Here is a 25,369-nt window from a genome sequence, read left to right as displayed (position 1 = left end):
GCACTAACATTTTGTTACCCAGTTATTAATCATTTGTTTGCCATGCTCGGTCAGAATAGACTCAGGGTGAAACTGCACACCTCTTACGCTATACTGTTTGTGCCGCATCGACATAATATTTCCTTCTGCATCTTTTGACGTCACCAGCAAGTCCGCCGGGAGGTTATTAGCCACCACTGACCACGAATGATACCTGCACACCCTAAAACTATCAGGCAACCCCTCGAAAAGTGCGTCCTTTACGTCGGTTCTGATGGTGTCGTTGGCTACCCCGTGCAGCACAACCGGCATGTTGAACAGCTCCCCTCCGAAGGCTTCACCAATAGCTTGGTGCCCCAAACAAACGCCCAGAATGCTTTTCGTTGGCGAGTATTTCTTCAAAAGCTCCGGCATAATTCCAGCATCCTTTGGCAGGCCAGGGCCAGGCGATAGCAGTATCTTATCGTATTTCCCTGCCTCTTCCAGGCTAATTTTGTCATTTCTGAACACATCGGTAGCGTCGCTATACCCAAGTTCCACTAGTATGTGAACCAGGTTATAGGTGAATGAATCGTAATTATCTAATACAAGAATCTTCATATTTCCTGCGCCAGCTCAAGCGCCGATTTTAAAGCCGCCAATTTATTATACACCTCCTGCACTTCACTTTCGGGGTTCGATTTAGCCACAATGCCTGCTCCGGCCTGGTAGAACAGCGTATTGTTCTGCGCAAGAAACGACCTTATCATAATGGCGTGATTGAAATCACCATTCAGGCCAAGGTAGCCGATGGCCCCACCATAGTAGCCTCTTTTAACCGCCTCGTACTTATCAATCAACTGCATGGCCATGTGTTTTGGTGCGCCCGACAAGGTGCCTGCAGGAAAAGTGCTGCCCACCATTTCCAGTGGAGAAGTACCTTTTTTCAACTTACCCGACACCTTCGAAACCAGGTGAATCACATGCGAATAGTACTGAATCTCCTTGTAGGTTTCCACCTTCACGGCATCACTGCTTTTGCTCAGATCGTTCCTTGCCAAATCCACCAACATCACATGCTCTGAGTCCTCTTTAGGGTCTTCATAAAGCTTCTTGGCCAGCTCCGCATCCGACTGGTCATTGCCTGTTCTTCGGAAAGTGCCCGCTATAGGGTAAATAGTGGCTTCACCGTTTTTTATCACTATCTGCGCCTCAGGCGAGGAGCCGAAAATTTTGAAATTACCGTAGTCAAAATAGAAGAGATAGGGAGATGGGTTAATGGAGCGCAACGCTCTGTACACCTGAAATTCATCGCCTTCGAAGGAAGACTGAAACCTGCGGGAAAGCACTATCTGAAACACATCGCCTACCTGGCAATGCTGAATTCCTTTCTTTACAATCTCCAAAAATTCCGCATCTGTAAAGTTTGACTCCTCGCCGTTCTTTATGCTAAAATGAAAAGTAGGCACATTGCGACTAGTGATCAGGCTCACCATTTCATCGATGCTGGATGTCTGACCGTCGATTTGATTTTCGACGATAAACAAGTCATTCTTGAAATGGTCGATCGCAATCACATACCTGAAAAGCGAATAATGCATATCAGGAATATGGAATTGATCTTTTTTGGATGTGTCGAACTTAATATCCTCGAACCGTTGTACAGCATCGTAGGCCAGGTAGCCAAACAGACCTGCCACAGAGAACTTGACACCAGCCTCCTCTTTAATGTCAAACTTGCCCATGAAGGCACTCATCAATTCGGTAAGCTTGCCAGCGTCGCCTAACGAATGGTTCTCCACGCTGTTGTCGGGAAATTCGGATGAAAATTCCCTGCCTCTTAGCGTCATGGAGGCCATTGGTTGACAGCAGATAAATGACATACTGTTTTCCTGTCCATGATAATCAGAACTTTCAAGCAGAAAACTATTCGGATACTTGTCTCTCAGTCTGAGGTAAATACTCACTGGAGTGTGGGTATCTGCCAGCAATTTTTTGGATGTTTGCCTGATGTGATACATAAAAATTTGGTTCATGGTGCAACAAAAAAGGGCCTGCGTGAACAGGCCCTTTTTTCAAGATCATAAAATCTACCGGTTCACGATTCGAATGTCGAATTGTGCCACCACCAGATCATATGAGTGCTTGCTTTTGTCATAACGGACGCTAATGTAGCAGCCGAAGAATTACGCCGCAAGACATCAGGGAATTTTTTAAAGAAATCTTTCTTGTGACTGAGCAATGAAGAAAGCTATTTGCATGAGTTTTCACTCTTTTTGCCGAAATGAGTGTTGAGCATCACTCGCCATCCAATGAGGTTTTGCCGTTTGCATTTTTTTGCAGGCAAAAAGGTAGAAAATCAAGAATTAGTTGTAATTTTAATTTGATCCAACCTAACCAAATAGCTTTACTTTTTTATCATTTTGGCCTGAGTACAGATACTTTTAACTTTGCTTTATGGATGTTGTTGATCAACTAAGCGTTTTGGTTCATTTATCGAGGGTAGATAAATACGTAGCCCCGTCTGAGTCAAAACTGATTCATTACATAGGTGCGCTCAATGGCTTGTCAAAGGATCAGATAGAAACGCTGATTGATCACCCAAAGCCAATGCCTACACTGGATGGCGTTGATGAAGATGACAGGCTCGACTACCTTCTGAACATTGTGCAGTTAATGAAGGTAGATGGCAAAGTCTTCACCAGCGAAATCGAGTTTTGTGAAAAAATAGCGCTTAAACTTGGGTATTTGCCTGGTGTAATTGCCGAACTATCACAGTTTACTTATGCAGACCCGGAAATCAGCACAAGCAAAAAGTTCCTGAGGCAACTGGCTCAGAAATACCTGATCAAGAAATAACCTAAGGGCCCCTGCGATTAGGGTTATTTCCTCCCACACCCCCGCCATCGGCACCAGGTATGCCTATAGAACCATCGGAAGCTTTAATAAAAAAGGTGTGATCAACTATATGAAGAACGCCGTTTGAAGCTTCAAAATCGCCAGCAATGACATTTGAAACACCATTGATCGACACATCACTATTCAATCGTGCTATAAAAGCCTCAAAGCCATTAAATAACGTCGGATAGCCAAGCTCTTCGCCGAAATTCTTCAGGAACAAACGGTCATCGACTACATGATACAGTACCACTATCTGTAAATCCTGAGGGCTTAAGTTGGCGAGACCTTCTGTAAAGCCAAATTCTTCAAAGAAGGTCAACATCGCCTCATTGGTGGGAGCGAAAACAGTGTATGGCCCTTGCTCCTCAAAAAGTGGCTGGAGACCAGCCACAACAATAGCGTTCTCGAAAATGCTAAGCTCTTTCGCCTCTTCTATTGCCTGCCAAAGGTTGCCCATTTCCTTGGGTGATTCTTGGTCACGGCAAGCACTCTGGAATAGCAGGACTATTCCCATCAGGAAAATAAGTACAATTTTTACCAGGCGATTCACTTATGTAATAACTAACTCAAATTTGAATGTAGGCATTAGCTGGGGGAAAAGAAAGCCAGCCAGTTCGATAAAAGAGTACCTTTCGCTGTAAAAATCAACAAAAAAGTCTCTCACTAATGAGAGACTTTCGCCTACGATTGGTTGAAATATGCTTACTGAGCCTTTGCTACCTGAATATTTCCCAGGATTTTAACAACATCGGCTACCACAACGCTACCAGCTTCGGTAACGCCATTCCACTTAAGGTCAAATTCCTTTCTGTTCACTTTCCCTTCCACCTCAAAACCAGCTTTAGTGTTGCCATAAGGGTCAACAGCTATACCTCCGAGCACCACATTCAAGTCTACTGGCTTGGTAATGTCACGGATTGTAAGGTTTCCTGAAAGAATAAAGTTTTCCTCATCAACTTTTTTGATGCCAGTGCTTTCGAAAGTCAACGCAGGGAATTTCTCAGCATTAAAAAAGTCGTCGCTTTTGAGGTGTCCGTCTCTTTGCTCATTGCCGGTATCAATTGTGCTCACATCGGCAGTCAGCTTTATTTGTGCTGTTGAAAAATCGTCGCCTTCTGTGGCTACCTCCACATTGAAGTTTTTGAATGAACCGGTCACTGTTGAAATAACCAGGTGCTTCACCTTGAACTGAAGTTCAGAGTGCATAGTATCAAGGTTCCATTGGGTCAGAGTTTGTGTTTCCATTGTATGTATTAATTTAAATGTTTGTACTTATATGTATATACATACAATTGATTAAAATTGTTTCACTTTGAGAGAAAAAAAATTCCTTTTAGTTGAGGAAGTGCCTTAAATAGCCAGAAAAGCCATTTTAATCAGCTCAGTTGAATTTGGCTGAGACGGCAATCAGGTTCAGTGCTTTGTCCTTCTCGTCTGGGGTATTGGCATTCATCATAAATGCGTGGTCTGCCACATTCACCAACTCAATATCTGAATTGATCAATACCTTTCTTGGACAGGAATAGCCTTGTGATAGATAGTTGAGCAGCACCTGATAAGCCTTTGGCTCCCAAATGGTGATAAGAGGCTCAGGGAAGTCGGTCTCGGGGTTATAAAAAGCCGTTGCTACCTTTGAAGGGTTTCGGTACTGTAGCAATAGATCGATGTGTTCCTTACCCAAAAGTGGCAAATCGCAAGCCACAGTAAGCCAGGCCGCATTCGGGTCGCTCATCAATGCCGATAAAATGGCTCCATATGGCCCAAGGCCTAAAAAACGATCCATAACTGTATTTGCTTCCTCAGAGACAGAGTAAGTCTGATCGGTTCTGATAGAGAGGTGAGGCTGAATGCCTGCCGCACTCAACAAATCATACATATACTCTCTTTGTGGCTTTCCATGGTAGAAAATAAGCCCCTTGTCAGTCTCCATTCGCTGGCTTTTGCCACCAGCCAGCACAAGTCCCTTGACGGGTGCAACAGAAAGCTCGAGCTGCGAAGCCATCCAGTTAATAATCCTTTGCGTGTCGGCAATTGAAATAACCGGCGTGCCTGGATTCATTCGGGACTGCACCTCCTCCGGGATCTGTGTTTGCCCTTCCGTCATCAGCACAAGGGAAATATTGGTCAGCCGGTCTATCTTCTTCACAACATCCTTTCGTGGATCTATCACCACAATTTGTCTGGAGGCCGCAAAGTGGTTTCCATTGATGAAAACAGCATCAAGTGGATTGAAAATAGCTTTTGCTTCAAAGGATGAGGGGGCTGTTGCGTGGTCGAACCGAAAATAGTTGATCTTATTGGTTGCCTCCAGAAATGCATGCCCGCTCAGCATTGAGCTGTTATACTCTTCTTCTGAGGCCTTATGGTCTTCATCAAGATAGACCAGCTTCCATTTCTCACCCAACACAGCGCATAAGCCACCAACCAGCTTCCTGATTTCTCCGCAAGGGGTTCCCAATATGGCCCATTCCTGGCGGTGATAGCTGCCGCCCATTGGCTTGGCCAACTTGGCATGTTTGCTATGCTTCTCTTTTGAAATCGCTTTTTCCTCCACGCTTCTCCAGTAGTTTGATTTCTTTAATGACAATGTCGTGCGAAAGAGCCTTGCACATATCGTAAATCGTTAGTGCTGCCACCGACGCCCCGGTTAAAGCCTCCATTTCAACACCTGTCTTACTCTCAATCTTCGTAGTGCACTGAATGGTGAGCTCATTGCCCTTCCATTCGGTATCAAATGAACAACTCTCCAGACCTAACGGATGACACATGGGTATGAGTTCCCCTGTCCTTTTGGCCCCCATGGTACCGGCAATGATGGCCGTTTGAATCACAGGCCCCTTTTTTCCCCAGAGCTCTCCATCTTTCAACAAGGACATCACCTCTTGAGGAAGCACAACAATGGCTCTTGCCGAAGCCATTCTTCGAGTCTCCTTCTTTTCGCCCACATCCACCATGGCAGCCTGACCCTCTTTGTTTACATGGCTAAGTTCCTTTTCTTTAATGTTCATTTACTTTGGTCTGGGATTCAGTTAAAGAATACCCCCTAAAGATAAAAAATAAAGTTGGACAGTTGATCTAAGTACTTTTTAGCAATGATTTCAGTTAACGAAGCCACCTCGCTTATTTTATCCACTCAGCTCAGGTTGAAAAAGGAGCACGTCAACCTACAGGAGGCGTCGGGCAGGGTGCTGGCCATGGAGGTTTTTGCAGACAGGAATTTCCCTCCCTTCGACCGGGTAACGATGGACGGCATCGCATTTGCCTACAAAGCCTACGAAACGGGGCTCCGAACATTCGCTATTGAAGGCACACAACTGGCAGGTGAAGAGGCAAAAAGTCTACAAAATCCTGACGCAGCTTTGGAGGTGATGACCGGTGCCGTACTGCCTGGCAGTTGTGATACTGTGGTGCCCTACGAAGAGATTGAGATAACCAATGGAGAAGCCACTTTGTCTGGTAAACAGGTAAAGGAAGGTCAAAACGTACACAAAGAAGGACGAGACCAGAAAAAAGGCACCAAGCTACTGGATGTAGGCACCCTCATTCGTGCATCGGAAATCGCCGTGCTGGCAACGGTGGGAGCAGCAGTGCCCAGGGTGTTTTGCCTGCCAAAAGTGGCAGTTATTGCCACAGGCGATGAGCTGGTGGCTGTAGACGAGCATCCTGAACCCTATCAAATACGGTCCTCCAACAGTCAGGCACTTGTAGCCGCCCTTCAAGGATGGGGTGTGGAGCCTGAGGTTTTCCATATCAGGGACGACAAAGAAAGCCTGACGGAGCAACTTGGAAACATTCTGAAGCAGAATGATGTGTTGCTGCTGAGTGGTGGTGTATCAAAAGGCAAGGCTGATTACCTGCCGGAAGTACTTGAATCGCTTCATGTGCAGAAAATATTCCACAGAGTGGCACAAAAACCAGGCAAGCCGTTCTGGTTTGGCCGCATCGAAGAGAAAAAGTTTGTGTTTGCGTTTCCAGGCAATCCTATTTCGACATTTATGTGCTTTCACAGGTATTTTCTGCCCTGGCTGAAGGCCTGTCTGGGCATTGCACCTACGGAGCTACACGCCAAACTGAGTGAAGATTTTGACTTTGAGCCGCCTCTTACCTACTTTCTACAGGTAAAGGCTCATTTGGACACGGAAGGCGTTCTTTGGGCACAACCACGGTCAGGTGGTGGATCGGGTGACTTGGCGAACTTGCTATATGCCAATGCATTTCTCGAACTGCCACCGAATCGCCAAAATTTCAAAAGGGGCGAAAGCTTGCCGCTGATTACCTACAACCCTCTGTAATAGCAAAGGCAAAAGCTAACTGCCTCTGCCCCTGCTCACTTTGTTAAGAAAGTTGCCTATTGAACTGGTGTTAAATAGACTTCCTTGTTTTTCTTGCGGCCATCATGGCTTTTTTCATAAGCCACTAAATTCTTTCCATCGAACATCCAGAAGTCGTCTTCATCGTCATCACCGATGTTAAAATGATCTGAATCACTGATCCAAAGCTCTCCATCTTTATTAATGTGCCACTCTGAATATTCAACATCGGTCTCACCAAAGGCATTGGTTTCGACCCTTAGTCGATTATCAGGAAGAAATTCAAAGCGAATATCAATCTTCTCAATAATATTGAAAGCGAAGTCGGTGATCGTCTCAGCAAAGATTTGCGCCACAATATTGTCTTCATCCTCAATCTCCTCTCTCACTTCATCCTTGTCGACGTCGATAACAAGTTTCCAAACGCCTTTAAGATCCCTTTCATTCACACGTCGCTGCGCATTGGCGGCAACATAGGTAAAAGCAAATAGTCCGATCAGTAATAGTGTCCTTTTCATTTTGATAGTATTTTGTATTACAAGGTACTATATATACTATTATTTAGGACAAAGGTTGCATCAAAAGTTCGAAAGTATAGCAAAACCTTCCTGAGTCTTACTTTTTCCCGCTGGAAGCCCTTTTTTCGATCACCTTCAGCTTTAGCTTCAAAAGCTTAGTGTCCGCCTGATGATAGAAAATTGTGCTAACCAATGCGGCCAAAATGACCCATGCGCCTTCTCTGTTCAAGTCGAGAAACATTGAAAGGTTGGCCAGGTTCCAAACGACTACAAACAACACTATCGAATTGAGGATGATGGATAGGTTTTTCGAGATCGACTTTCTGGTTTCCAGTTTCTTGATTTGCCTATTCAAATCACTTTCTTCGGTCCCGTCTATCATGGCCATTAAACTTGATCAAACAACATCTTTCTCACCTGATACCCAAATACCAGCACCACTACAATCAACAGAATGAAGGAGGAACCAAGCATCACTTTGTTGCCAACGGAGTAAATCACAGGCTCGAAAGTAAACACGATCTCATGGTCTCCCGCAGGCACCTGAAGCGCCCGGAGCACATAGTCGGCCCGGAGAATCGGCACTTCATTGCCGTCGATACGGGCTACCCACCCCTCAGGATAGTAGATTTCGGAGAAGATGGCCAAAGCCTCGCTGGAAGAGCTTGACTTGTACACCAGTTTGTTGGGTGCATAACTCTGCAAGGCGATGGTGCCGGAGTCGTCATATTCAGTAGCGGCTACATCAAACTTGGTGGCATCAATAATGGCTACCGATTTGGTGTCAGTACCACACAAAACGTCTATTTCCTCATCAGCCGAATTTACTTTATACACGTTGGAAACGAACCAGGCCGGACCATTGGCGTCACTATTTCTAAGCACTTCCCCTTTGTTACCGCCAAATTTGAAATACCTGGTATTAAGCATGTTGACTACTCCAAGCCCTGAAAAATCTCTCGAACCAGCCTGCACAGTGGAGTACAACTGGTTAGCCTCACCCGACAAGCAGTACTCGATCAAATCCTGATAGCGCCTGAGTTTGGCGGCATGATAGCCCCCCAAAGAATGATGGAAGTAAGAGGTTTGGGCATCGTTGAAAGGATCATTGAGGTTGAAAACACGGTAATAATCTTTGTCACCCAAAATCACCTGGTCTGCCTCAGAAGGGGCAAAGAACTGACGAGCTGGGTTCGCTGTGAAATTCTTGTCGTTCAGATATCTTCTACTTACTGAAATTACATCCACAGAGGTAACGACAACGAGTAATACGGGAGCCCATACAGCTGACAACTTGCCTTTGGCCCAAAAATAGATGCATGCACCTGCCGCAACGACGAACAATAGCGACCGGAATGCATCAGCTCTTAGCAATGACGCCCTGTCGATCCTAAGCGCCTGCAACAACCGGGGGTATTGCTCAAGGCCTGCATCATTTGGGCTTGCGTAGCCACCCATGCCAGCAAACACAATGGCCAGCAGGGCAAATCCACCTGTTGCGCCGAGGGCGATGTAGAAGCCCTTCATCCATTGCTTATCAAATGACTTTTCCAAACCAAGCTGAAGCCCCAGCATGCCCAATAGTGGCAAACAGAGCAGTGGCATAAACAAGGCAAAAGTCACTGACCTGAATTTATTGTAGCCCGGGAAATAGTCGAAAAGAAAGTAGTTGAACGAAGAAAAATTCTTGCCCCAGGTGAGGGCGATGCCAAAGGCGATCACCACGAACATCCAATATTTCTGTTTACCAGGCAATACGATGCCTCCCAGCACTGCCAGAAAAATGATAATGGCCCCTGCATAGTAAGGCAACGTGCCAGGCTGGTTACCCCAGTAAGCGGGCAAGCTGTTCAATTGCTGGGCTACCTGCTGACGGGGCACACCCATTTTTTGAAGCTCTGCAGCAGCAGCCCCATCTGTGTCGAATCCGCCGTACATGGCTCCTCCATAGAAATTGGGAATGAACATCACCATAGGTTCGAAAATGCCGTTGCTGTGATTGAAAGCATAGCTTTTGTCGAGGCCGTCGGCATTGGGCTTGGCTTCCTTTTGGGCTGTCAGCTCGGGCCTTCCTCTTTGCGTGTATTTGGCGTAGTTGTAAGTTGCCCAAAACTCGCCAAAGAAGGTTCCCAGGCCTAGCAAAGCCGCCAAAATGAGTACAAAGCTATGTTTTAGGAATGGCTTTAACAGCCCTTTTTGCATCTCCACTACAAACCTGGCGATAGCATAGATGATGATGATGAGCAGTAAATAGTAAGTGATTTGAAGGTGGTTGATTCGCAAGTGCATGGCCAGGCCCAGCGCAGCCAGTGCAAAACCTATTCTCTTTTTGCCATCGTAGGCTTTGTGAATACCTGCAATAATAAGCGGTGCAAAAGCTATGGCTCCCAGTCTTGCGTTGTGGCCGGCCACCAGGCAAATCATGTTGTAAGAAGTAAAGGCAAAACCGACCGCCCCCACTATAGCCAGGTAGGGAGTAACGCCAAAAGCCAGAAGTAAAATATAGTACGAAACCATGCAGGCAAACACCAACCTGACAGGATGGGGCAGCCACAGGCTGTAAGCCGATTGCAGAAACTCCACAATATCATTGCTCCAGTCCACATCGATCATGTAGGCTGGCATTCCGCCAAACATCGAGTTGGTCCAGAGTGGCTCCTCTCCCGTCGTTGCTCTAAACTCCTTTATTTCCTGCACCGACCCCTGCCACTGGAGAATGTCCTGCTGATTGATATTTTTATTGTCAAAAAAAACAGGACTGAAGAAAAATATAGTCAACAAGTAAAAAACTGCTATTGCTATAAGGTGTTGTATGACCTTCTTGCTAAAGGTAATTTTCATGTGTTACAATTTAATAATTTTCCAGGGAGTCAAAAACCACCCCCCATCCTCACCACCCTAACAGTAGTAGTATATAGACCACAATGACTAACTATCGCTATCTAAATGGCTTTTCGTCCGAATACCCAACCCCTAATTCTATCTGGCAATAATATAATTTCAATACCGATTTAAGAACGAACGTTCAGATTAAATTGAGTTAGCTGGAAGGAACGAAAAGATAAAATTATGTATTTAGCAGACTTTTATAAGAAAACGTGCTATTCAATTACTTTAGCATGACCAATAGTTTTATGAAAAGCGAGCATTCGAAAAGTATAGGTGTGGTTGGTGGAAGCCGTGGTATGGGCAAGTGGCTGGTGGATTTTCTATCAGACAGAGGTCATAAGGTAAGCTTCACTTCAAATGATGAATCAAGTCAGTACAGCTCTAACATTGAGCTTGTTGCGGCCTCCGACGTGTTAATTTTGGCAGTACCCATTTCGGCCATGGAGGGTGTGCTTGCCGAAATATACCCATCGTTGAATGACAAGCTTTTGATAGACGTATGCAGTGTCAAATCGGGCATAGTAGCTGCTCATCAAAAAATCTCGCAGGAACAGAGCGATATTTCTTCCCAATACATTTCTATTCATCCCATGTTTGCCCCTTCGGTGAAGAATGTGGAAGGCCAGGTAGTGATCTTTAACTACAGTGCAAACGTTGAGACTGAAACTGAGCTTTATTGGAAAAACCTGTTTTCGACGCAGGGAGCCCTTGTGCAAGACATCTCTTATGATGAACACGACAGGCTAATGGGTGTGATTCAGGGACTGAACCACTTCAATGTATTCGTGAGTGCGAAAACCTTGGCGCATATGGGGGCCAACCTGGATTTCATCAAAAGTCTCTCTTCTCCCACCTACCGGATATTCCTGCTTTTCTACACACGGTATGTGCTCCAAAACCCCCGGCTGTATGCAGAAATACAGATCTTCAACCCGTTTGTGAAGGAGGTTACACAGTTGTTTATGAAAGAGGCTGAAATATTGCTTTCCCTCGTCGAAAAAAGAGACTTTGAGGGCTTCGAAAATTACGTAAAAGAGATACAACCTTTCTTTAGGGACAACAAGGAGGACTCGGTTTTATCGGACAAGCTCATCGATGCCCTGGGGCATTTGTTATCGGACACATCCACAAATAAATGATATTTGGCATCACCTTCCGCAGCGTCTGTCCAGCCATACTTCACCAATAATTACCAACGACAGCCTGCTGTTTGAAGCTTGCACTTTTATGGAGTATATTACTTTCAGTTTCGATAGTTAATAACTCCCTTACAATGAAAAAACCTACTTCAAACAGACGGAATTTTATTAAGAAAGCAGTAGGAACCTCGCTACTGGCTGGTGCTGCCCCTTCGCTGCTCATGGCAGGAAAAAGCAAACAAACCTTTCTTATCAAAGAGCCTGAAAACGAGCTAAAAAAATACGCCGCCAACGACAAAGTCAACATCGCCGTCATTGGCATGGGCATCATGGGTTTCAATAATTTGAGTACGTCGGTGCAAATACCAGGTGTAAAGCTTGTGGCCGCATGTGACCTTTATACGGGGAGGCTTGATCGCACGAAAGAGCTTTACGGAAAGGACATTTTCACCACAAAAGACTACAAGGAGATATTGGATCGAAAAGATGTGGATGCGGTGATCATCGCCACTTCTGACCACTGGCACGACCGCATTTCCATCGATGCCATGAACAAAGGCAAGCATGTGTATTGTGAAAAACCCATGGTGCATAAGCTCGACGAAGGCCAGGCAGTAATCGATACTCAAGCCAAAACTAAGAAAGTGTTTCAGGTAGGCAGCCAGTCGGCCAGCAACCTGGTGAGCCACAAAGCCAAGGAGATTTATGAGTCCGGCGCCATAGGGCAGCTGATCATGGTAGAAACCTACAACGACCGCCAGGGTGGCAGCGGCGCCTGGCAGTACTCAATTCCCACCGATGCGAGCCCGGCCACGGTTGACTGGGATCGCTACCTTGGCGATGCGCCAAAAGTACCCTTCGATGCAAAGAGGTTCTTCCGCTGGAGAAACTATCAGGACTACGGCACAGGCATAGCGGGAGACCTTTTCGTTCACTTGTTCACCAACTTCCACACGATCACCGGTTCAACCGGACCCAACAGAATCTATGCGTCGGGTGGCCTGCGCTATTGGAAAGACGGCCGGGACGTGCCAGACCTGATGTGCTCCATTCACGATTACCCTGCCACTGCCAAGCATCCAGCCTTCAATTTACAAATGAGGGTCAACTTTGTGGATGGCGGAGGTGGTGGCTCCAGAGTGCGCCTGGTCGGCAGCGAAGGCACCATCACCCTCGGCTGGAGTGGACTCACCGTTGAAAGAAACAAAACCAAAAAAGCACCGGGTTACGGCGGCTGGGACAGCTTCAGCACATTCACAGAAGCGCAGCAAAAAGAATTTGAGAAGTGGTACAAAGCGGAGTTTCCACCGGAGGCACCTGAAATGCAGGTGCCTGAGGTTGAATACAAAGCACCGCAAGGCTACAGCGCCGATATTTCGCACCACACTAATTTCTATGCGGGCATCAGAGAGAGCAAGCCCATTCTGGAAGATGCTTTGTTTGGCATGAGGGCAGCAGGGCCAGCATTGTGCTCTAACCTGAGCTATTTCGAAAACAGAATTGTGAACTGGGATCCTGAAAAGGCAAAGCTCGCATAATAACAAGCAGTTTGCGAACGCAACTACTTACAGCACCTGGCATATTGAAAAATGTCGGGTGTTTGTGTTTTTTACCGAATTGCAGTAACTAATACCATGGAAAGAAGAAACTTTATAAAAAATGCCGCTGGCGTTGGCGCACTTGGCTTAATGACACCAGCTTCTCTATCTGCCTTCCCGAATGGCGCAGAGGTAGCCGCAGAAGACGACAGAACTTATTGGGTCAACATGCTTGTCAAAATAGCAGATCCTGTGCTCACTAACCTGGCAGCGAGCACACTGAAAAAGAACATGCCAGTAGAGTGCAAAGAAGGACAGGAAGCCTCGAGGCGGCAAGTCACCTACCTGGAGGCCTTCGGGAGGCTACTCTCGGGAATGGCCCCCTGGCTGGCATCAACGAGCCTAACAGGCAAGGAAGAGGAGCTCCGGAAAAAATATGCGACCCTTTCAAGAACAGCCATCAGCAAAGCGGTAGATCCCGGCTCCCCTGATTTTATGAATTTCACGGAGCACGCCCAGCCCCTGGTGGATGCCGCCTTCCTGGCCCACGCATTGATACGTGCCCCAAAAGAGCTTTGGGAATCGCTCGATAGCACCACAAAACTCAATCTGAAAAACGCATTTGTCTCCAGCAGAGTAATCAGGCCCTATCATAGCAACTGGATTCTTTTCAGCGCCATGGTGGAGGCCGCCCTGGCCAAATTCTACAATGAAGGCGACGCTGTAAGAATAGAGCTCGCAGTTAGGCAAATGGAAAGCTGGTACAAAGGCGACGGTGTTTTTGGAGATGGCGAGGATTTCCACTGGGACTATTACAACAGCTACGTCATCCAGCCTTTTCTTTTGGACATCACTGCCACGATGATCCCCTTCGACAAACGCAACGATCAGTACTTTCAAAAGGCATTTGACAAGTTCCTGAAAATCGGGCAGCGCTATGCCGCCATTCAGGAGCGATTGATTATGGCTGATGGCTCGTTTCCACCTATTGGCCGCTCTCTACCCTACCGAATCGGTGCTTTTCAATTGCTGGCACAAATAACGCTTATGGAAAAGCTCAGCGAGGGTATATCACCGGCCAGCATCCGGTCGGCGCTTACCACTTCCATGAAAAAAATAATGGGAGCAGAAGGCACTTTTGACAAAAATGGCTGGCTTACTATTGGGTTCTGTGGGCACCAGCCAGCAATTGCTGAAGGATACATCTCTACCGGCAGCCTTTATCTTTGCTCCATGGCTTTTCTACCACTTGGACTACCACCCAATAACAGCTTTTGGTCCACACCAGCAGCAGACTGGACTTCCAAAAAGATATGGAATGGCGTAGATGTGCCCGCCGACCATGCGATGTCATTGTAGCCGGATTTCGATTGTCCGCCAGCCTGTTTACGTAAACACTTATCCGATTGAATGCATGCACACTTGCGCACTTTGTCCTATCTTTGCACCTCAAAATAGTATTGAAGCATGTTCGATAGTTTAAGTGTAAAGCTCGACAGAGCCATTAAGACCCTCAAAGGTCAGGGGAAAATATCAGAGATTAACGTTGCCAGCACGATCAAAGAAATCCGCCGTGCGCTGGTAGAGGCTGACGTCAACTATAAAGTTGCTAAGGAAGTAACAGACGGCATCAAAGAAAAGGCACTTGGCCGTGATGTACTAATTGCCGTTTCTCCGGGCCAGCTGCTTACCAAAATTGTGCATGAGGAGTTGACGAGCCTCATGGGTGGCTCACAGGCTGATATCAATATCAGTGGCGACCCGGCCGTTCTGCTTATTTCGGGTTTGCAGGGTTCTGGTAAAACTACTTTCACTGGCAAGCTTGCCAATAGATTGAAAAAACAAGGCCGTCAGGTGCTGTTGGTGGCTTGCGATATTTACCGTCCTGCGGCGATTGACCAGTTGAAAGTATTGGGCGAGCAGGTAGGAGTAGATGTATATGCTGAGCCTGAAAACAAAAACGCTCTTCAAATTGCCCAGAATGGTATCGCCCAGGCGAAAAAGACAGGCAAGAAAATAGTGATTGTCGATACGGCCGGTCGCTTGGCTGTCGATGACCAAATGATGGCAGAGATTGAAGGTCTGAAAAAATCACTGAAGCCTACCGAAACGCTTTTCGTAGTCGACTCAATGACAGGTCAGGATGCTGTGAACACGGCCAAAACCTTCAATGAAAGGCTTAACTTCGACGGCGTAGTGTTGACCAAGCTGGATGGTGACACCCGTGGTGGTGCGGCACTTTCTATCAGGGCCGTGGTTGACAAGCCTATCAAGTTTATTTCCACAGGCGAGAAAATGGACGCCATCGACCTGTTCCACCCCGACAGGATGGCCCAGCGAATCCTCGGTATGGGTGACGTGGTGTCTTTGGTAGAAAAAGCACAGGAGGCCTTTGACCAGCAGGAAGCCGACAGGATTAACAAGAAGATCCGCAAGAACCAATTTGGCTTTGACGATTTCCTTTCTCAAATCGATCAGATCAAAAAGATGGGCAACATCAAAGACCTGATGGGTATGATTCCCGGCATGGGAAAAGCCCTTAAGGATGTGGATGTCGATGATGATTCATTCAAACCTATTGAGGCGATCATTAAGTCAATGACACCTAAAGAGAGAGAAAACCCAGATTTGATCAACGGCAGCCGCCGTCAGCGCATTGCCAGGGGAAGTGGCACCAGCATTCAGGAAGTGAACAACCTGATGAAGCAGTTTGAGCAAATGCGCAAGATGATGAAAACCATGAACAAAATGGGAGGAGCAAAAGCGGCGCTGGGCAACATGATGAGGCGCTAATCTCGGGCTAAGGGCTTGTTGTTCTTCCAACTTTAGCGCCATTGAGGTGGTTGACGATATCCTATGACGCCGTGGCAACGGGGATATAGAGGGTGAACACGGAGCCCTTTCCTGCTTCACTCGACACCTCCACTCTGCCTCCGTTTTTCTTCATAAAATCATTCACCAGATACAGCCCAAGCCCCTTACCCTTTTCACCGTCAGTGCCCAATTCTCCTTCACTCTGTTTCAAAGGGCTTTGGAACAGAATACTTTGCTTTTCAATCGAAATACCGGTTCCGTTATCCTCTATTTTCACAGCCACCATGTTTCCTTCGGAAAAGGTTCCGATACCAATGTGTCCCCCTGTAGGTGTGAACTTTATCGAGTTGCTTAGAATATTCCTGATGCAAAACTCCACCTGATCCCTGTTAGCAGACACCATCAGGTGGTTGCCAATTGCCGCCTGCAAAACAATACCTTTCATTCGCAGCTGTTCAGCTGCCAACTTGACCACAGCTTCTATAGCTTTATTAACTTCAAAAGCATCATTTATTCCGGGAGCCTGATTAATCTCTGCCTTCGCCCAAAGAATGATGTCATCAGCCAGTGAAAGTGTCGAGGTCAGTTGTGCGTCAAACTTTCCGAGCACATCCTCCATTTCCTGATCCGAAAAATTTTTGTAGCTAGTTTTCAGCATCAACACAAACTGGGCCAGGGTGCTTATGGGGCTGCGAAGATCGTGAGAAATAATAGAAAAGAACTTATCCTTTACCCGCACCAACTCTTCAAGCTTTTTCGATTTCTCTTCTATCAATTCGTTTCTGGTGGCCAGTTCCTCAGCATGTTTCCTTCTTAGCCTATCTGAGCGTACCAAAAGCAGTGCTAACATACCGAGCAAGGCAATGGAAAACACAAAAAAGTAAATCTGGTATTGCTGCAGCGTTATCCTTTCTTCCTGCAATTGGCTCTCCTGCCTTAGAAGTTCATTCTCATTAGCCACCTTTATGGTTTGAAGCACCTGCTCCATCATATTGGCCATTTCTATTTTTTGCTGGTCGTATATTTTTTCATTGATAAGGCTGAAAGCATCAAAAGTTTTGTCTGCCAACTCATATTCCTTGTAGAAAAAATAGTGGTTAACAAGTTGGGTGTAAGCGTGCCGTTCCTGCGACAGCAGCACATTGTCGCCAGCCAGCAAAAGCGCCTTATTTAGCATTAACTCCTCGTCAGACCTCCGCCCCCATTGGTGATAAATTTTAGCCAGCATCAAGTAAACATCAAACGTCGCCGCTTTTTGAGAATTTTTCTCAAGCTCTTCGGAGATGGTCAGCGCTTCCCTGAAGTAACTTTCGGCACCTGCAAAATCCTTCCTTTCAAAAGCAATTTGCCCAAACACTTTGTAGCAAGAAGTCAGCACTTGTTTGTTGCCAACAGCTTTGAGAATCTTTGTGGCCTGCTGGGTAACTTGTTGCGCTGTTTTCAGGTCGCCGATAAAAAGGTAGTTCTCACCAAGGTTATGAAGAGTGATGCCATAACGCTCTGGTATATCAAGCTTTGCATAGATATCGGCGGCCTTTCTTTGGTATTCAATGGCCTTAAAGTAGTCAAGCTGCCATCTGTACACATGCCCCATGGAAATATAGCAATCAGCCACTCCCCTTTGAGAACCAATTGCCTCGAAAAGTGCCTGCGCTTTCTCCAACAGTTGCACAGCAGTGACAAAATCCTGCCGTATCGCATAGCTGCTGCCAAGGTTTCGGTAAGCATAAGCCTCGCCATTCACGTAGCCAATTTCCACACTTAGTTCCAGTGCCTCACGTCCGTAAGCAAAAGCCTCAAGAATAGAAACAAATTGATTTTCGAGAGCCAGCCTGTTGAGCATGTCAACTTTCACACTATCCGAGGCGGTATAGGCATCATTTTCAGCCTCCAGCTGATCAATGGTACTTGCTTGCGCAAAAACAAAATCAGGGAGAAAAAAAAAGATAATGATTGAAAAAACAGCGGTTGGCCTAGTAAATCTCAAGGTTATAAGCAATGTCCTCCCGAAGATAAGCCGCCGACGCAATTATTACTACTAAAGCGTTGATTTTCAGTTAGCGCAACACACCTCCTTTAACGCACCACCAGGGATATATCTTCATGACCAGTCTGCCTGCTTTTACCGCCGGATCCATCGCCACCAGCTTTTCCACCTCCTCCAAAGAGGTTACGTTGAAGACCAAAATCCCCCTGAATTCATCTTCGGACTCAACAGGCCCAGCCAGGTTTACATGGCCATTGCTCGCCATCCAGTTGATATGTGCCAGGTGCTTTTCCTGAATGGCCGCCGCTTCTTCTTTCGTCTGGCTCCTTGTTGGCCCGCTATTGAGCATCACAAAAAAATACTTTTTCATGATATACGTTGTATCTCCTTCCTGCATTTCAAAGTACTCAAAGCCATCGGCATCTTTTTGCACACCCTGAGCAGCAACACTAAGTACAGAGGTGCAGAAGAGGATCATAATCAGGTAACGTCTCATAGTCAAAAATTAAGGTAGTCAATGAATGAATTTACAATTATTCAGCGGCCTCGCATTTTTAACACCACTGAAACCCAATAATTTGCCGCCAGAAGCGTCCAAAACCAGCCTCAGGCATCTATTGAAAAAAATGGGTGATCATATTAGGAAACTAAAAGGTTTCCTTTATATATTTGAAACCAAAAGGTTCCCTAATGCAAAGAGACGTATTCGCAGCCATTGCCGACCCCACAAGGCGAGAGATCATTACGATGCTGGCCAGCCAGCCTCTGAACCTTAACACCGTGGCCGACAAGTTCGACATCAGCAGGCCAGCGGTGGCCAAGCATTTAAAGCTACTGAAAGAGTGTGGGCTGATCGATATTGAAAAAAGAGGCAGGGAGAGCTTTTGTAGCGCCAGGCTCGATGGATTGAAGGAGGTAACAGACTGGACAGCAAAGATGAGGGCCTTCTGGACTCAGAAGTTGGATGCGCTAGAGGTGTTTCTGGAGAATGACCAAAATACAAAACAAGACAAAAGTTATGAGTGACCTGCTAAACCCCGGAAAACTCACCAATGAACCCGACGGGTACAAAGTGGTATTCGAACGAGAGTTTCCATTTAGTTCCGAAGCTGTTTGGGAGGCAATTACAAATCCCGACAAGCTGGCGACATGGTTCATGGCAACAGAAATGGAATTCAAACCAGGTGGCAAAATGGTCATCCGCTTTCCTGAACCCGACAATTCTGAATCATTTGGAAAAATAACCAGGATCATCCAGAGGAAGCTGTTTGAGTACTACTGGGAAGAGGAGCTTGTTACCTGGGAGCTTCAGGAGCTGAGTTCCGAACGGTGCCTTCTTACACTTACGCATAGTAAAGTGGATGGGCAATGGGCAAAGTCAGTTCCTGCAGGCTGGCATTTTATGCTCGATACACTAAAGAAAACGCTGGCAGGCGACGAAGCAACACCAAGCATACCAGACAGGCAAGAGGCCTTGAAGGCGCAGTACGCCGAACTGTATAAGCATCTATAACCAAACAATAATATGGAAGAGACTCCATTTACCATCGAAAAAACATACAAGGCACCCACTAAAAAAGTATGGGAAGCCATCACCGACAAAGACAAAATGAAGGTTTGGTACTTTGATCTGGCTGAGTTCAAAGCTGAGGTGGGTTTTGAGTTCCGTTTTAAAGGCGGCCCACCGGAAAAACAGTACCTGCACATTTGCGAGGTGACGGAAGTGATTAAGGAGAAAAAACTAGCCCACAGCTGGCGCTACGACGGAGAGCCAGGTATCTCTTACGTGACCTGGGAGCTGTTTGACCATGGGAACTCCACCTTGGTGCGACTCACTCATGCGAACATTGAAAGCTTCAACAGCGGTAATCCGGATTTGGCACCAGAAAACTTCGCCGCCGGATGGACGGATATTGTGGGAAGGAGTTTGAGAGAGTACCTGGAGGGGAAATAACAGCAATAATGACTGTGTCTCTTCACCTAAAAAGCTATGTCGGCCGGCAAGTGCATACAAACTTGCATCCATGTAGTCGGTAGCCGTTTTCATTTTTGGCGATATTTTCTCTTAGCCCTGATCAAACTGTATCGAAAATCGTCGAATAGCAAGCTTAGCAATAAAACTACGGCAGCAAATACCAGCGTATTTAATTTCAGGTCGATTTTAGAATAGAAAAAACCGCCGGCAAGTCCTCCGGCAAAAAAGAATGAAATAATGTATATGCGCAGTTTGATGGTCGATTTGAGTTTTTCCCTGTTCGGATGCGATTTAGGGAAGAGTAGCTGGGAAATTTCAATACCCAGGTCAGTGAAAAGCCCTGTAAGGTGGGTGGTTCTCACGATTGTGTTGGAAATTTTTGTCACATAAGAATTCTGGAGCCCCATGGCAAAAAGCAGTAAACAGGCGATGACATCAGGATAAGTGATGTCTACTACATTGCTCAGCAGACCTATCGAGAGCAAAACCAGAGACTCAATTGTTGTGGGCAAAACATAAACATTCCATCTTTTATTTTCCCGGAAGAGCTCAATAAGAAAGCTTGACAAGAAGGAGCCAAAGAAGAAAGAGAAAATGTAAAGGAAATACACCGTCCCTCTCCAAAACTCCAGATTTGAAACATCATAGATAAACAGTGCGAAATGGCCGGTTACATTTGTAGTTAATTGTTTGAGGGCCAAAAAACCAGTTACGTTCACAATGCCAGCTACAAAGGAAAGTACGGTGGCAATTTGCAGGTTATGCTTCAGTGTCCTGCTTTTACCTTGATGCCTGAACATGAGATGATCACTTTATATGCCTACTGGTTGGATATAACACGCCTTCCCTTGCTATCCCTCGGGGGCTCGCTAAGCTACTTGTTTTTTCTTCACAGCGAAAGGAATCCTTCAAATGTCCATCTCAGGCATCTTGCCCGGCTCGCAAACATGCCGGCAGCACAAAGGAACTGATGACCCCGGAGCCTCCGCTACTTTGGCACAACAGTCACAATCACTCTTTTGTATCTTGTTAATACCGGACTCCCCTTGTCTGACAGTTTTAGGATGAAATGTAGTGTTTCTTCCTTGTCGACGACCGGCGCCTTCACATACACACCATGCACGTTTTCAGCAGAGATATCTATTTGCTTCTTATAGCTGCCTGCCTCCGGGTAGTGAAACCACAGAAAGCTCAGATTGTCTCCATCGGGGTCGGTAGAGCTGAAGGCATCCAGGCCAAAACCTTCTCCTGACTTCACAGTCAACCGGTCGGCATGCTCCAGCACTGGCGTTGGCGGGTGGTTAGCTTCTTCATACGACATAGTGCACCAGTCCATTCGGGCAGCAAAGTCATTCTGAAAGTCGTCTCTCCAGCGAAACAACGTGGCCTTGTTGTTATTGAAAGAAACCGTATCTCTGCGAACTGTGCGTCCGTACAGACTGGGCACGTACGGAGTATAACTATCCTTTGTATCCGTCCATATAGGCCTGGTTTCAGGCTCAAACGGAACACCTGAGCTCCCCTTTTTTAGCGTAGCAATATCTGGCTTGTAGAGTTCGTAGCGGCCACCCCAGCCACCCCATTCCGGATGCTCCGGCTCATTGAGCCCGTTAGGTATCAAACCCAGGAACGACGGTGTGTCGCCTTCCATGCCCCAGGCCACGTCCGGATATTCCACGCCCACGGGGCCATGGCCTTGCTGAATGTTTTCAGCTATCCATGGGTTGCTTATTTTTTCATTGTCTATGCCTTTAATAACGTTGTTGATGGCACTCCATGTGGCGCTGCCGTAGTGGTCGCCGGGACTAACAATGTAAAACAGGCTGGGGAAGTTATTCCTGATCCAAATGCCACTGTCATCCTGGTCCGATATGGTGTAAACCCGCAGCTTGGCGATGAGTCGCTTTGCTTCTGCGGGCGACTTGGTTTTCTGAATCTTGTGCAGGGCCTGGGCCAGCGTGTTCACGCCTCCCCAGGCTGTTACCCACAAAGGGCGGTCGTCCTTTTCTTCAAGCACTTTGATAATCCAATCCGACCCTTCTGAGTCCTTTCCATCGCCCACTCCCAACATGCCATATACCGGCGGCCCTTGCTTTACTGTCGCCAGCAAATCTTCGGCTTCCGGAAACCCAGCTTCGTGCTTCAAAAGGTTAGGCTGAACCTTGCCGTAGGCCCTGATCACTTTCCGAATTGACTCCGGGGCTACGCTCGTTTTCTTCCAAATGGAGGTGGTGGCTACCATTCCCTTGATGTCTATCACATTCGAGTACAACACCAGGCGAGCGAAAGATTCGATATCGTCGGGTTCTGCCTCAATATCGGACAGGATAACTACCCGATGTTTTTGCACTGGCTGACTGAACACTAGGCTGGTGCTTAGCATCAAAAAAAAGGGGACAAGAAAATTCTTCATGGTGAGCGTAGTTTAATCAATAGACAAAGACCTAAATTTAATCCCGGTTTCAAAGCAAAACTACCCGTATTTGTAATTAAACATGACTTTAGCCTTCCCTACAACCAGTTGTGATTTGCTTTCATCCCTGGTGGGCAGCCTATTGATCTTTGACGTATCGGAAACAGTAGTGTAGAATTCCCACTCATCACCTACAGTGTTGTGATTTGCTTTCATCCCGGGCGGGCAGCCTTTGATCTTTGACGTATCGGAAACAGTCCTACCCGTTTTTCTTCGAAAACAAAGACAGTTGTGATTTGCTTTCAATCCCGGGCGGGCAGCCTTTGATCTTTGACGTATCGGAAACAGTAATAGGTTGTAAGACTGTGGGTGAGACTTCGTTGTGATTTGCTTTCAATCAATGATCTTTGACGTATCGGAAACAGTCACCGGCGGCCGCCTTTAGCGGCAGCATTGGTTGTGATTTGCTTTCAATCAATGATCTTTGACGTATCGGAAACAGTTTACAAACCGACCGGTTAATAATAGCCTGGGTTGTGATTTGCTTTCAATCAATGATCTTTGACGTATCGGAAACAGTGTCGAAGTACAGCTTGTTGTTGCTGTCCACGTTGTGATTTGCTTTCAATCAATGATCTTTGACGTATCGGAAACAGTGAGGCCAGAGGGGAACCTCTCTCTGGCCAAGTTGTGATTTGCTTTCAATCAATGATCTTTGACGTATCGGAAACAGTGCGATAAAATGCAAACCCGCATCTGTGCGGGTTGTGATTTGCTTTCAATCAATGATCTTTGACGTATCGGAAACAGTCTTCCTCTGATTGTTCGGAATCATCTTCTGGTTGTGATTTGCTTTCAATCAATGATCTTTGACGTATCGGAAACAGTAGGTGCCTCATTGGAATCGTTTAAAAAACAGTTGTGATTTGCTTTCAATCAATGATCTTTGACGTATCGGAAACAGTCTTTTGATGGAAATGTATTCTCCAATCTCGGTTGTGATTTGCTTTCAATCAATGATCTTTGACGTATCGGAAACAGTCCACCCATGTGCCTGTGAGCGACTCGCTCAGTTGTGATTTGCTTTCAATCAATGATCTTTGACGTATCGGAAACAGTCTTTCCATGGTTGGTTGATTGAGCGATGTAGTTGTGATTTGCTTTCAATCAATGATCTTTGACGTATCGGAAACAGTCTTTCTTCATTAAGATTGATATAGATGCTAGTTGTGATTTGCTTTCAATCAATGATCTTTGACGTATCGGAAACAGTTCGCATCACTCATGCTTCATGGGAAGATCGGTTGTGATTTGCTTTCAATCAATGATCTTTGACGTATCGGAAACAGTATACCCTACCGTTAATGATTGGTATTCAGTGTGTTACACCGATATGCAGGATCAAAAAACTGATCAACTTGTGCTGTAGACTGGCAGTTTACCGATACTTTCCAAATCCTGGCTCCTGAATGGGGCTGGGATTTTTTGTTTTCAGGCTCCAGTTTGCTGTTGAGAGATGCCTGCCTGCCCCTGTTCGAGCCAGGGGCATGCGCAGGCATGACGGCGTCTAGTAGGTTAGCAGTAGAGGATGGCGGGGAGGTGCTTCACAGGTATGCTCACAACCGGCGAATATGGCATCAATAGAATCGCCATCATGAATGGCAGTCACTAAAAAACCGTTCAAAACAGCTCAAGCTGCTGGGGGGTGTCGGGCCGGTCTTTCATTTCCGGTCCAATAAAAAACTCCATCATACCAAATTGCTTGTCGGTAAGGGTAAACACAATCACCTCCCCTTTGGGTGGCAAAAAACGCTTCACCCGCTTGATGTGCACATCGGCGTTTTCCCGGCTGTTGCAGTGGCGCACATAAATGGAGTACTGCATCATGCTGAAGCCGTCTTTTTGTAAATTCTTTCTGAACTGGGTGTAGTGGTACCTGTCCTTTTTGGTGTCGGTCGGCAAGTCGAAAAATACAAAAACCCACATGATGCGGTATTGGTTGAGTCGCTCGGTGGCTGCCGAGCGACTCACATTTGCGGATAGGCAAGTGTTCGGCTTTCTCCTTCGTAACAAGCCATCAGGCTGGCCGTGGTGCGTTGCATGGCCACCATGAGGGGGCTTTTCATGCCGTCGAGGTGCACGTCGAGCGTTGGCACCGCCAGCAACCTGGCCTTTTCTTCCTTGCCCAGCTCCTCGGGCAAGTCTTCCATGGTATGCACCATGTCTAGCACCAGCCTGTCCACATAGGGGCGGTAGGGCTCCATAATATCGTCGGCCAGGCAAAAGGCATTGTACTTGTTGCGGTGGTGGATGCCCATGGCCGGCAGGCACCCACTGCCTACCAGGCTGCGGGCTACTACGGCCCTCAAAATGGCATAGCCATAGTTGAGCATGTTGTTGGGCGGCTCTCCGTAGCGATGGCGGGTAAAATGGTCTACGTGCTCAAACAAATTTTTCCAGTACCATGCCGCTGCCCGGCCTTCGAGGTTCACAGGGTCGCCACTGCCCACCTGCTCGGCCCAGCGCTGCATATTGTCGGTGGGCAAGCCCAGCTCAGTGAGCACGGCGGCCTGGTTGCGGATTTTGGCCTGCGCTGTTTGCTTCCACAGCTGTTTTTTCAGGGGAGCGCTGGCATCGAGCTGGGCCCTGAGCTTTTCTGTAAACAGGCTGTTAGCGCTCATGGGCAGCACGAGGCCGTTGGGCAGGTGGCGTTCGTCGCAAAACAGCAGGGCGGCATTGTTGCTGATCAGCGCATTGGCCAGGCCATGGGTAAGGCTCACCTGCTGATGGTCGAGCACCACCAGGCCAATGTCTTCAATAGGCACCGAAGCAGAGGGCCTCACTTCGTCCTTGAAGTCCACCACCAGCTGATCCTGCTGCTTTTTCAGGTAGGCCGGGTTACCGAAGTAGAGGGTGCGTTTGATCAT

25 protein-coding genes and 1 CRISPR repeat array are annotated in these 25,369 nt (G+C 46.8%); of the genes, 9 read left to right on the top strand and 16 right to left on the bottom strand.

Annotated elements, in window-relative coordinates; translation table 11 throughout:
* Nucleotides 1-3: 3 nt before the first annotated feature.
* Both GC130_RS15110 and GC130_RS15105 read right to left on the bottom strand, forming a co-directional pair.
* A complete protein-coding gene (locus tag GC130_RS15110; RefSeq protein ID WP_151999170.1) occupies nt 4-579 on the bottom strand; it encodes an aminodeoxychorismate/anthranilate synthase component II in 576 nt (191 codons plus the stop codon).
* Nucleotides 576-1,979 (bottom strand): anthranilate synthase component I family protein, encoded by a 1,404-nt coding sequence (locus GC130_RS15105; protein WP_226940500.1) that lies wholly within the window; start codon nt 1,977-1,979, stop codon nt 576-578. The genes GC130_RS15110 and GC130_RS15105 overlap by 4 nt, the downstream gene beginning before the upstream one ends.
* A gap of 436 nt (nt 1,980-2,415) precedes the next feature.
* Here GC130_RS15105 and GC130_RS15100 point away from each other — a divergent pair, with 436 nt between their 5' ends.
* Complete coding sequence (locus tag GC130_RS15100; protein WP_151999168.1) at nt 2,416-2,817, top strand: TerB family tellurite resistance protein; 402 nt, start codon at nt 2,416-2,418, stop codon at nt 2,815-2,817.
* A 1-nt stretch (nt 2,818) separates the two neighbouring features.
* Here the strand turns inward: GC130_RS15100 and GC130_RS15095 are convergent, their stop codons facing one another.
* The 4 genes from GC130_RS15095 to moaC form a co-directional block, all read right to left on the bottom strand.
* On the bottom strand, nt 2,819-3,373 hold the full coding sequence (locus GC130_RS15095; RefSeq protein WP_201568632.1) for a fasciclin domain-containing protein: 555 nt from the start codon (nt 3,371-3,373) through the stop codon (nt 2,819-2,821).
* A 188-nt stretch (nt 3,374-3,561) separates the two neighbouring features.
* A complete protein-coding gene (locus tag GC130_RS15090; RefSeq protein WP_151999166.1) occupies nt 3,562-4,104 on the bottom strand; it encodes a YceI family protein in 543 nt (180 codons plus the stop codon).
* A 136-nt stretch (nt 4,105-4,240) separates the two neighbouring features.
* Nucleotides 4,241-5,413: an NTP transferase domain-containing protein gene (locus GC130_RS15085; protein WP_151999165.1), complete on the bottom strand. Its 1,173-nt coding sequence runs from the start codon at nt 5,411-5,413 to the stop codon at nt 4,241-4,243.
* Nucleotides 5,379-5,867 (bottom strand): cyclic pyranopterin monophosphate synthase MoaC, encoded by a 489-nt coding sequence (gene moaC / locus GC130_RS15080; RefSeq protein ID WP_151999164.1) that lies wholly within the window; start codon nt 5,865-5,867, stop codon nt 5,379-5,381. Before moaC ends, GC130_RS15085 begins: the two co-directional genes overlap by 35 nt.
* A gap of 84 nt (nt 5,868-5,951) precedes the next feature.
* Here moaC and GC130_RS15075 point away from each other — a divergent pair, with 84 nt between their 5' ends.
* Nucleotides 5,952-7,151 (top strand): molybdopterin molybdotransferase MoeA, encoded by a 1,200-nt coding sequence (locus tag GC130_RS15075; protein WP_151999163.1) that lies wholly within the window; start codon nt 5,952-5,954, stop codon nt 7,149-7,151.
* A 56-nt stretch (nt 7,152-7,207) separates the two neighbouring features.
* Here GC130_RS15075 and GC130_RS15070 read toward each other — a convergent pair whose 3' ends face one another.
* From GC130_RS15070 to GC130_RS15060, 3 genes are all read right to left on the bottom strand, one after another.
* Nucleotides 7,208-7,687 carry a hypothetical protein gene (locus GC130_RS15070; RefSeq protein WP_151999162.1) on the bottom strand — a complete coding sequence of 160 codons (480 nt, stop codon included), beginning with the start codon at nt 7,685-7,687 and terminating at the stop codon, nt 7,208-7,210.
* A 97-nt stretch (nt 7,688-7,784) separates the two neighbouring features.
* The gene (locus GC130_RS15065) at nt 7,785-8,069 is read right to left on the bottom strand and encodes a hypothetical protein (RefSeq protein WP_151999161.1); all 285 of its coding nucleotides are present in this window, start codon (nt 8,067-8,069) and stop codon (nt 7,785-7,787) included.
* A 5-nt stretch (nt 8,070-8,074) separates the two neighbouring features.
* On the bottom strand, nt 8,075-10,528 hold the full coding sequence (locus GC130_RS15060; protein WP_151999160.1) for a YfhO family protein: 2,454 nt from the start codon (nt 10,526-10,528) through the stop codon (nt 8,075-8,077).
* A gap of 278 nt (nt 10,529-10,806) precedes the next feature.
* On the opposite strand from GC130_RS15060, the gene GC130_RS15055 reads away from it, so the two are divergent.
* The 4 genes from GC130_RS15055 (at nt 10,807) to ffh (ending at nt 16,046) form a co-directional block, all read left to right on the top strand.
* On the top strand, nt 10,807-11,715 hold the full coding sequence (locus GC130_RS15055) for a prephenate dehydrogenase/arogenate dehydrogenase family protein (protein ID WP_151999159.1): 909 nt from the start codon (nt 10,807-10,809) through the stop codon (nt 11,713-11,715).
* A 134-nt stretch (nt 11,716-11,849) separates the two neighbouring features.
* Complete coding sequence (locus GC130_RS15050) at nt 11,850-13,253, top strand: Gfo/Idh/MocA family protein (RefSeq protein WP_151999158.1); 1,404 nt, start codon at nt 11,850-11,852, stop codon at nt 13,251-13,253.
* A gap of 96 nt (nt 13,254-13,349) precedes the next feature.
* Nucleotides 13,350-14,612, top strand: a complete 1,263-nt coding sequence (locus tag GC130_RS15045; protein ID WP_151999157.1) for a DUF2264 domain-containing protein — start codon at nt 13,350-13,352, stop codon at nt 14,610-14,612.
* Between the two features lie 108 nt (nt 14,613-14,720).
* The gene (gene ffh, locus GC130_RS15040) at nt 14,721-16,046 is read left to right on the top strand and encodes a signal recognition particle protein (protein WP_151999156.1); all 1,326 of its coding nucleotides are present in this window, start codon (nt 14,721-14,723) and stop codon (nt 16,044-16,046) included.
* A gap of 61 nt (nt 16,047-16,107) precedes the next feature.
* Here the strand turns inward: ffh and GC130_RS15035 are convergent, their stop codons facing one another.
* Nucleotides 16,108-18,054 (bottom strand): tetratricopeptide repeat-containing sensor histidine kinase, encoded by a 1,947-nt coding sequence (locus tag GC130_RS15035; protein ID WP_151999155.1) that lies wholly within the window; start codon nt 18,052-18,054, stop codon nt 16,108-16,110.
* Nucleotides 18,055-18,124: 70 nt separating this feature from the next.
* The gene (locus GC130_RS15030) at nt 18,125-18,550 is read right to left on the bottom strand and encodes a YciI family protein (RefSeq protein WP_151999154.1); all 426 of its coding nucleotides are present in this window, start codon (nt 18,548-18,550) and stop codon (nt 18,125-18,127) included.
* Nucleotides 18,551-18,744: 194 nt separating this feature from the next.
* On the opposite strand from GC130_RS15030, the gene GC130_RS15025 reads away from it, so the two are divergent.
* From GC130_RS15025 to GC130_RS15015, 3 genes are read left to right on the top strand one after another with little or no spacing between them, the layout of a single operon-like run.
* Nucleotides 18,745-19,080: a helix-turn-helix transcriptional regulator gene (locus GC130_RS15025; protein WP_151999153.1), complete on the top strand. Its 336-nt coding sequence runs from the start codon at nt 18,745-18,747 to the stop codon at nt 19,078-19,080.
* Nucleotides 19,073-19,567: an SRPBCC family protein gene (locus GC130_RS15020; protein WP_193217871.1), complete on the top strand. Its 495-nt coding sequence runs from the start codon at nt 19,073-19,075 to the stop codon at nt 19,565-19,567. Before GC130_RS15025 ends, GC130_RS15020 begins: the two co-directional genes overlap by 8 nt.
* A 12-nt stretch (nt 19,568-19,579) precedes the next feature.
* A complete protein-coding gene (locus GC130_RS15015; protein ID WP_151999151.1) occupies nt 19,580-20,008 on the top strand; it encodes an SRPBCC domain-containing protein in 429 nt (142 codons plus the stop codon).
* A gap of 89 nt (nt 20,009-20,097) precedes the next feature.
* On the opposite strand, the gene GC130_RS15010 is transcribed toward GC130_RS15015, so the two are convergent.
* The 5 genes from GC130_RS15010 to cas1 all read right to left on the bottom strand — a co-directional run bounded on the left by GC130_RS15010 (nt 20,098) and on the right by cas1 (nt 25,369).
* Complete coding sequence (locus GC130_RS15010) at nt 20,098-20,829, bottom strand: YoaK family protein (protein WP_151999150.1); 732 nt, start codon at nt 20,827-20,829, stop codon at nt 20,098-20,100.
* Between the two features lie 188 nt (nt 20,830-21,017).
* The gene (locus GC130_RS15005) at nt 21,018-22,442 is read right to left on the bottom strand and encodes a DUF1593 domain-containing protein (RefSeq protein WP_151999149.1); all 1,425 of its coding nucleotides are present in this window, start codon (nt 22,440-22,442) and stop codon (nt 21,018-21,020) included.
* A 60-nt stretch (nt 22,443-22,502) separates the two neighbouring features.
* A complete protein-coding gene (locus GC130_RS28615) occupies nt 22,503-22,658 on the bottom strand; it encodes a hypothetical protein (RefSeq protein ID WP_193217870.1) in 156 nt (51 codons plus the stop codon).
* Nucleotides 22,659-22,975: 317 nt separating this feature from the next.
* Nucleotides 22,976-23,792: a CRISPR direct-repeat array (repeat unit 47 nt; unit sequence GTTGTGATTTGCTTTCAATCAATGATCTTTGACGTATCGGAAACAGT).
* Between the two features lie 330 nt (nt 23,793-24,122).
* Nucleotides 24,123-24,473: a CRISPR-associated endonuclease Cas2 gene (cas2, locus tag GC130_RS15000; RefSeq protein WP_226940499.1), complete on the bottom strand. Its 351-nt coding sequence runs from the start codon at nt 24,471-24,473 to the stop codon at nt 24,123-24,125.
* Nucleotides 24,470-25,369 carry a type II CRISPR-associated endonuclease Cas1 gene (cas1, locus tag GC130_RS14995; RefSeq protein ID WP_151999148.1) on the bottom strand — a complete coding sequence of 300 codons (900 nt, stop codon included), beginning with the start codon at nt 25,367-25,369 and terminating at the stop codon, nt 24,470-24,472. Before cas1 ends, cas2 begins: the two co-directional genes overlap by 4 nt.

It is taken from the genome of Imperialibacter sp. EC-SDR9 (assembly GCF_902498805.1).
Lineage (GTDB): Bacteria > Bacteroidota > Bacteroidia > Cytophagales > Cyclobacteriaceae > Imperialibacter.
Note: the sequence above shows the minus strand (reverse complement) of the source record. Positions and strands in the feature narration are given on the sequence as shown.

What these genes read in the sequence shown, in the direction of transcription:
- GC130_RS15095 (WP_201568632.1), bottom strand. Translation starts at nt 3,373, where the DNA reads ATGGGAATAGTCCTGCTATTCCAGAGTGCTTGCCGTGACCAAGAATCA.
- GC130_RS15110 (WP_151999170.1), bottom strand. Translation starts at nt 579, where the DNA reads ATGAAGATTCTTGTATTAGATAATTACGATTCATTCACCTATAACCTG.
- GC130_RS15030 (WP_151999154.1), bottom strand. Translation starts at nt 18,550, where the DNA reads ATGAGACGTTACCTGATTATGATCCTCTTCTGCACCTCTGTACTTAGT.
- GC130_RS15045 (WP_151999157.1), top strand. Translation starts at nt 13,350, where the DNA reads ATGGAAAGAAGAAACTTTATAAAAAATGCCGCTGGCGTTGGCGCACTT.
- GC130_RS15005 (WP_151999149.1), bottom strand. Translation starts at nt 22,442, where the DNA reads ATGAAGAATTTTCTTGTCCCCTTTTTTTTGATGCTAAGCACCAGCCTA.
- GC130_RS15025 (WP_151999153.1), top strand. Translation starts at nt 18,745, where the DNA reads ATGCAAAGAGACGTATTCGCAGCCATTGCCGACCCCACAAGGCGAGAG.
- ffh (WP_151999156.1), top strand. Translation starts at nt 14,721, where the DNA reads ATGTTCGATAGTTTAAGTGTAAAGCTCGACAGAGCCATTAAGACCCTC.
- GC130_RS15055 (WP_151999159.1), top strand. Translation starts at nt 10,807, where the DNA reads ATGACCAATAGTTTTATGAAAAGCGAGCATTCGAAAAGTATAGGTGTG.
- cas1 (WP_151999148.1), bottom strand. Translation starts at nt 25,369, where the DNA reads ATGATCAAACGCACCCTCTACTTCGGTAACCCGGCCTACCTGAAAAAG.
- GC130_RS15060 (WP_151999160.1), bottom strand. Translation starts at nt 10,528, where the DNA reads ATGAAAATTACCTTTAGCAAGAAGGTCATACAACACCTTATAGCAATA.
- GC130_RS15010 (WP_151999150.1), bottom strand. Translation starts at nt 20,829, where the DNA reads ATGTTCAGGCATCAAGGTAAAAGCAGGACACTGAAGCATAACCTGCAA.
- GC130_RS15065 (WP_151999161.1), bottom strand. Translation starts at nt 8,069, where the DNA reads ATGATAGACGGGACCGAAGAAAGTGATTTGAATAGGCAAATCAAGAAA.
- GC130_RS15075 (WP_151999163.1), top strand. Translation starts at nt 5,952, where the DNA reads ATGATTTCAGTTAACGAAGCCACCTCGCTTATTTTATCCACTCAGCTC.
- GC130_RS15020 (WP_193217871.1), top strand. Translation starts at nt 19,073, where the DNA reads ATGAGTGACCTGCTAAACCCCGGAAAACTCACCAATGAACCCGACGGG.
- moaC (WP_151999164.1), bottom strand. Translation starts at nt 5,867, where the DNA reads ATGAACATTAAAGAAAAGGAACTTAGCCATGTAAACAAAGAGGGTCAG.
- GC130_RS15050 (WP_151999158.1), top strand. Translation starts at nt 11,850, where the DNA reads ATGAAAAAACCTACTTCAAACAGACGGAATTTTATTAAGAAAGCAGTA.
- GC130_RS15090 (WP_151999166.1), bottom strand. Translation starts at nt 4,104, where the DNA reads ATGGAAACACAAACTCTGACCCAATGGAACCTTGATACTATGCACTCT.
- GC130_RS15070 (WP_151999162.1), bottom strand. Translation starts at nt 7,687, where the DNA reads ATGAAAAGGACACTATTACTGATCGGACTATTTGCTTTTACCTATGTT.
- GC130_RS15015 (WP_151999151.1), top strand. Translation starts at nt 19,580, where the DNA reads ATGGAAGAGACTCCATTTACCATCGAAAAAACATACAAGGCACCCACT.
- GC130_RS15105 (WP_226940500.1), bottom strand. Translation starts at nt 1,979, where the DNA reads ATGTATCACATCAGGCAAACATCCAAAAAATTGCTGGCAGATACCCAC.
- GC130_RS28615 (WP_193217870.1), bottom strand. Translation starts at nt 22,658, where the DNA reads ATGAAAGCAAATCACAACACTGTAGGTGATGAGTGGGAATTCTACACT.
- GC130_RS15100 (WP_151999168.1), top strand. Translation starts at nt 2,416, where the DNA reads ATGGATGTTGTTGATCAACTAAGCGTTTTGGTTCATTTATCGAGGGTA.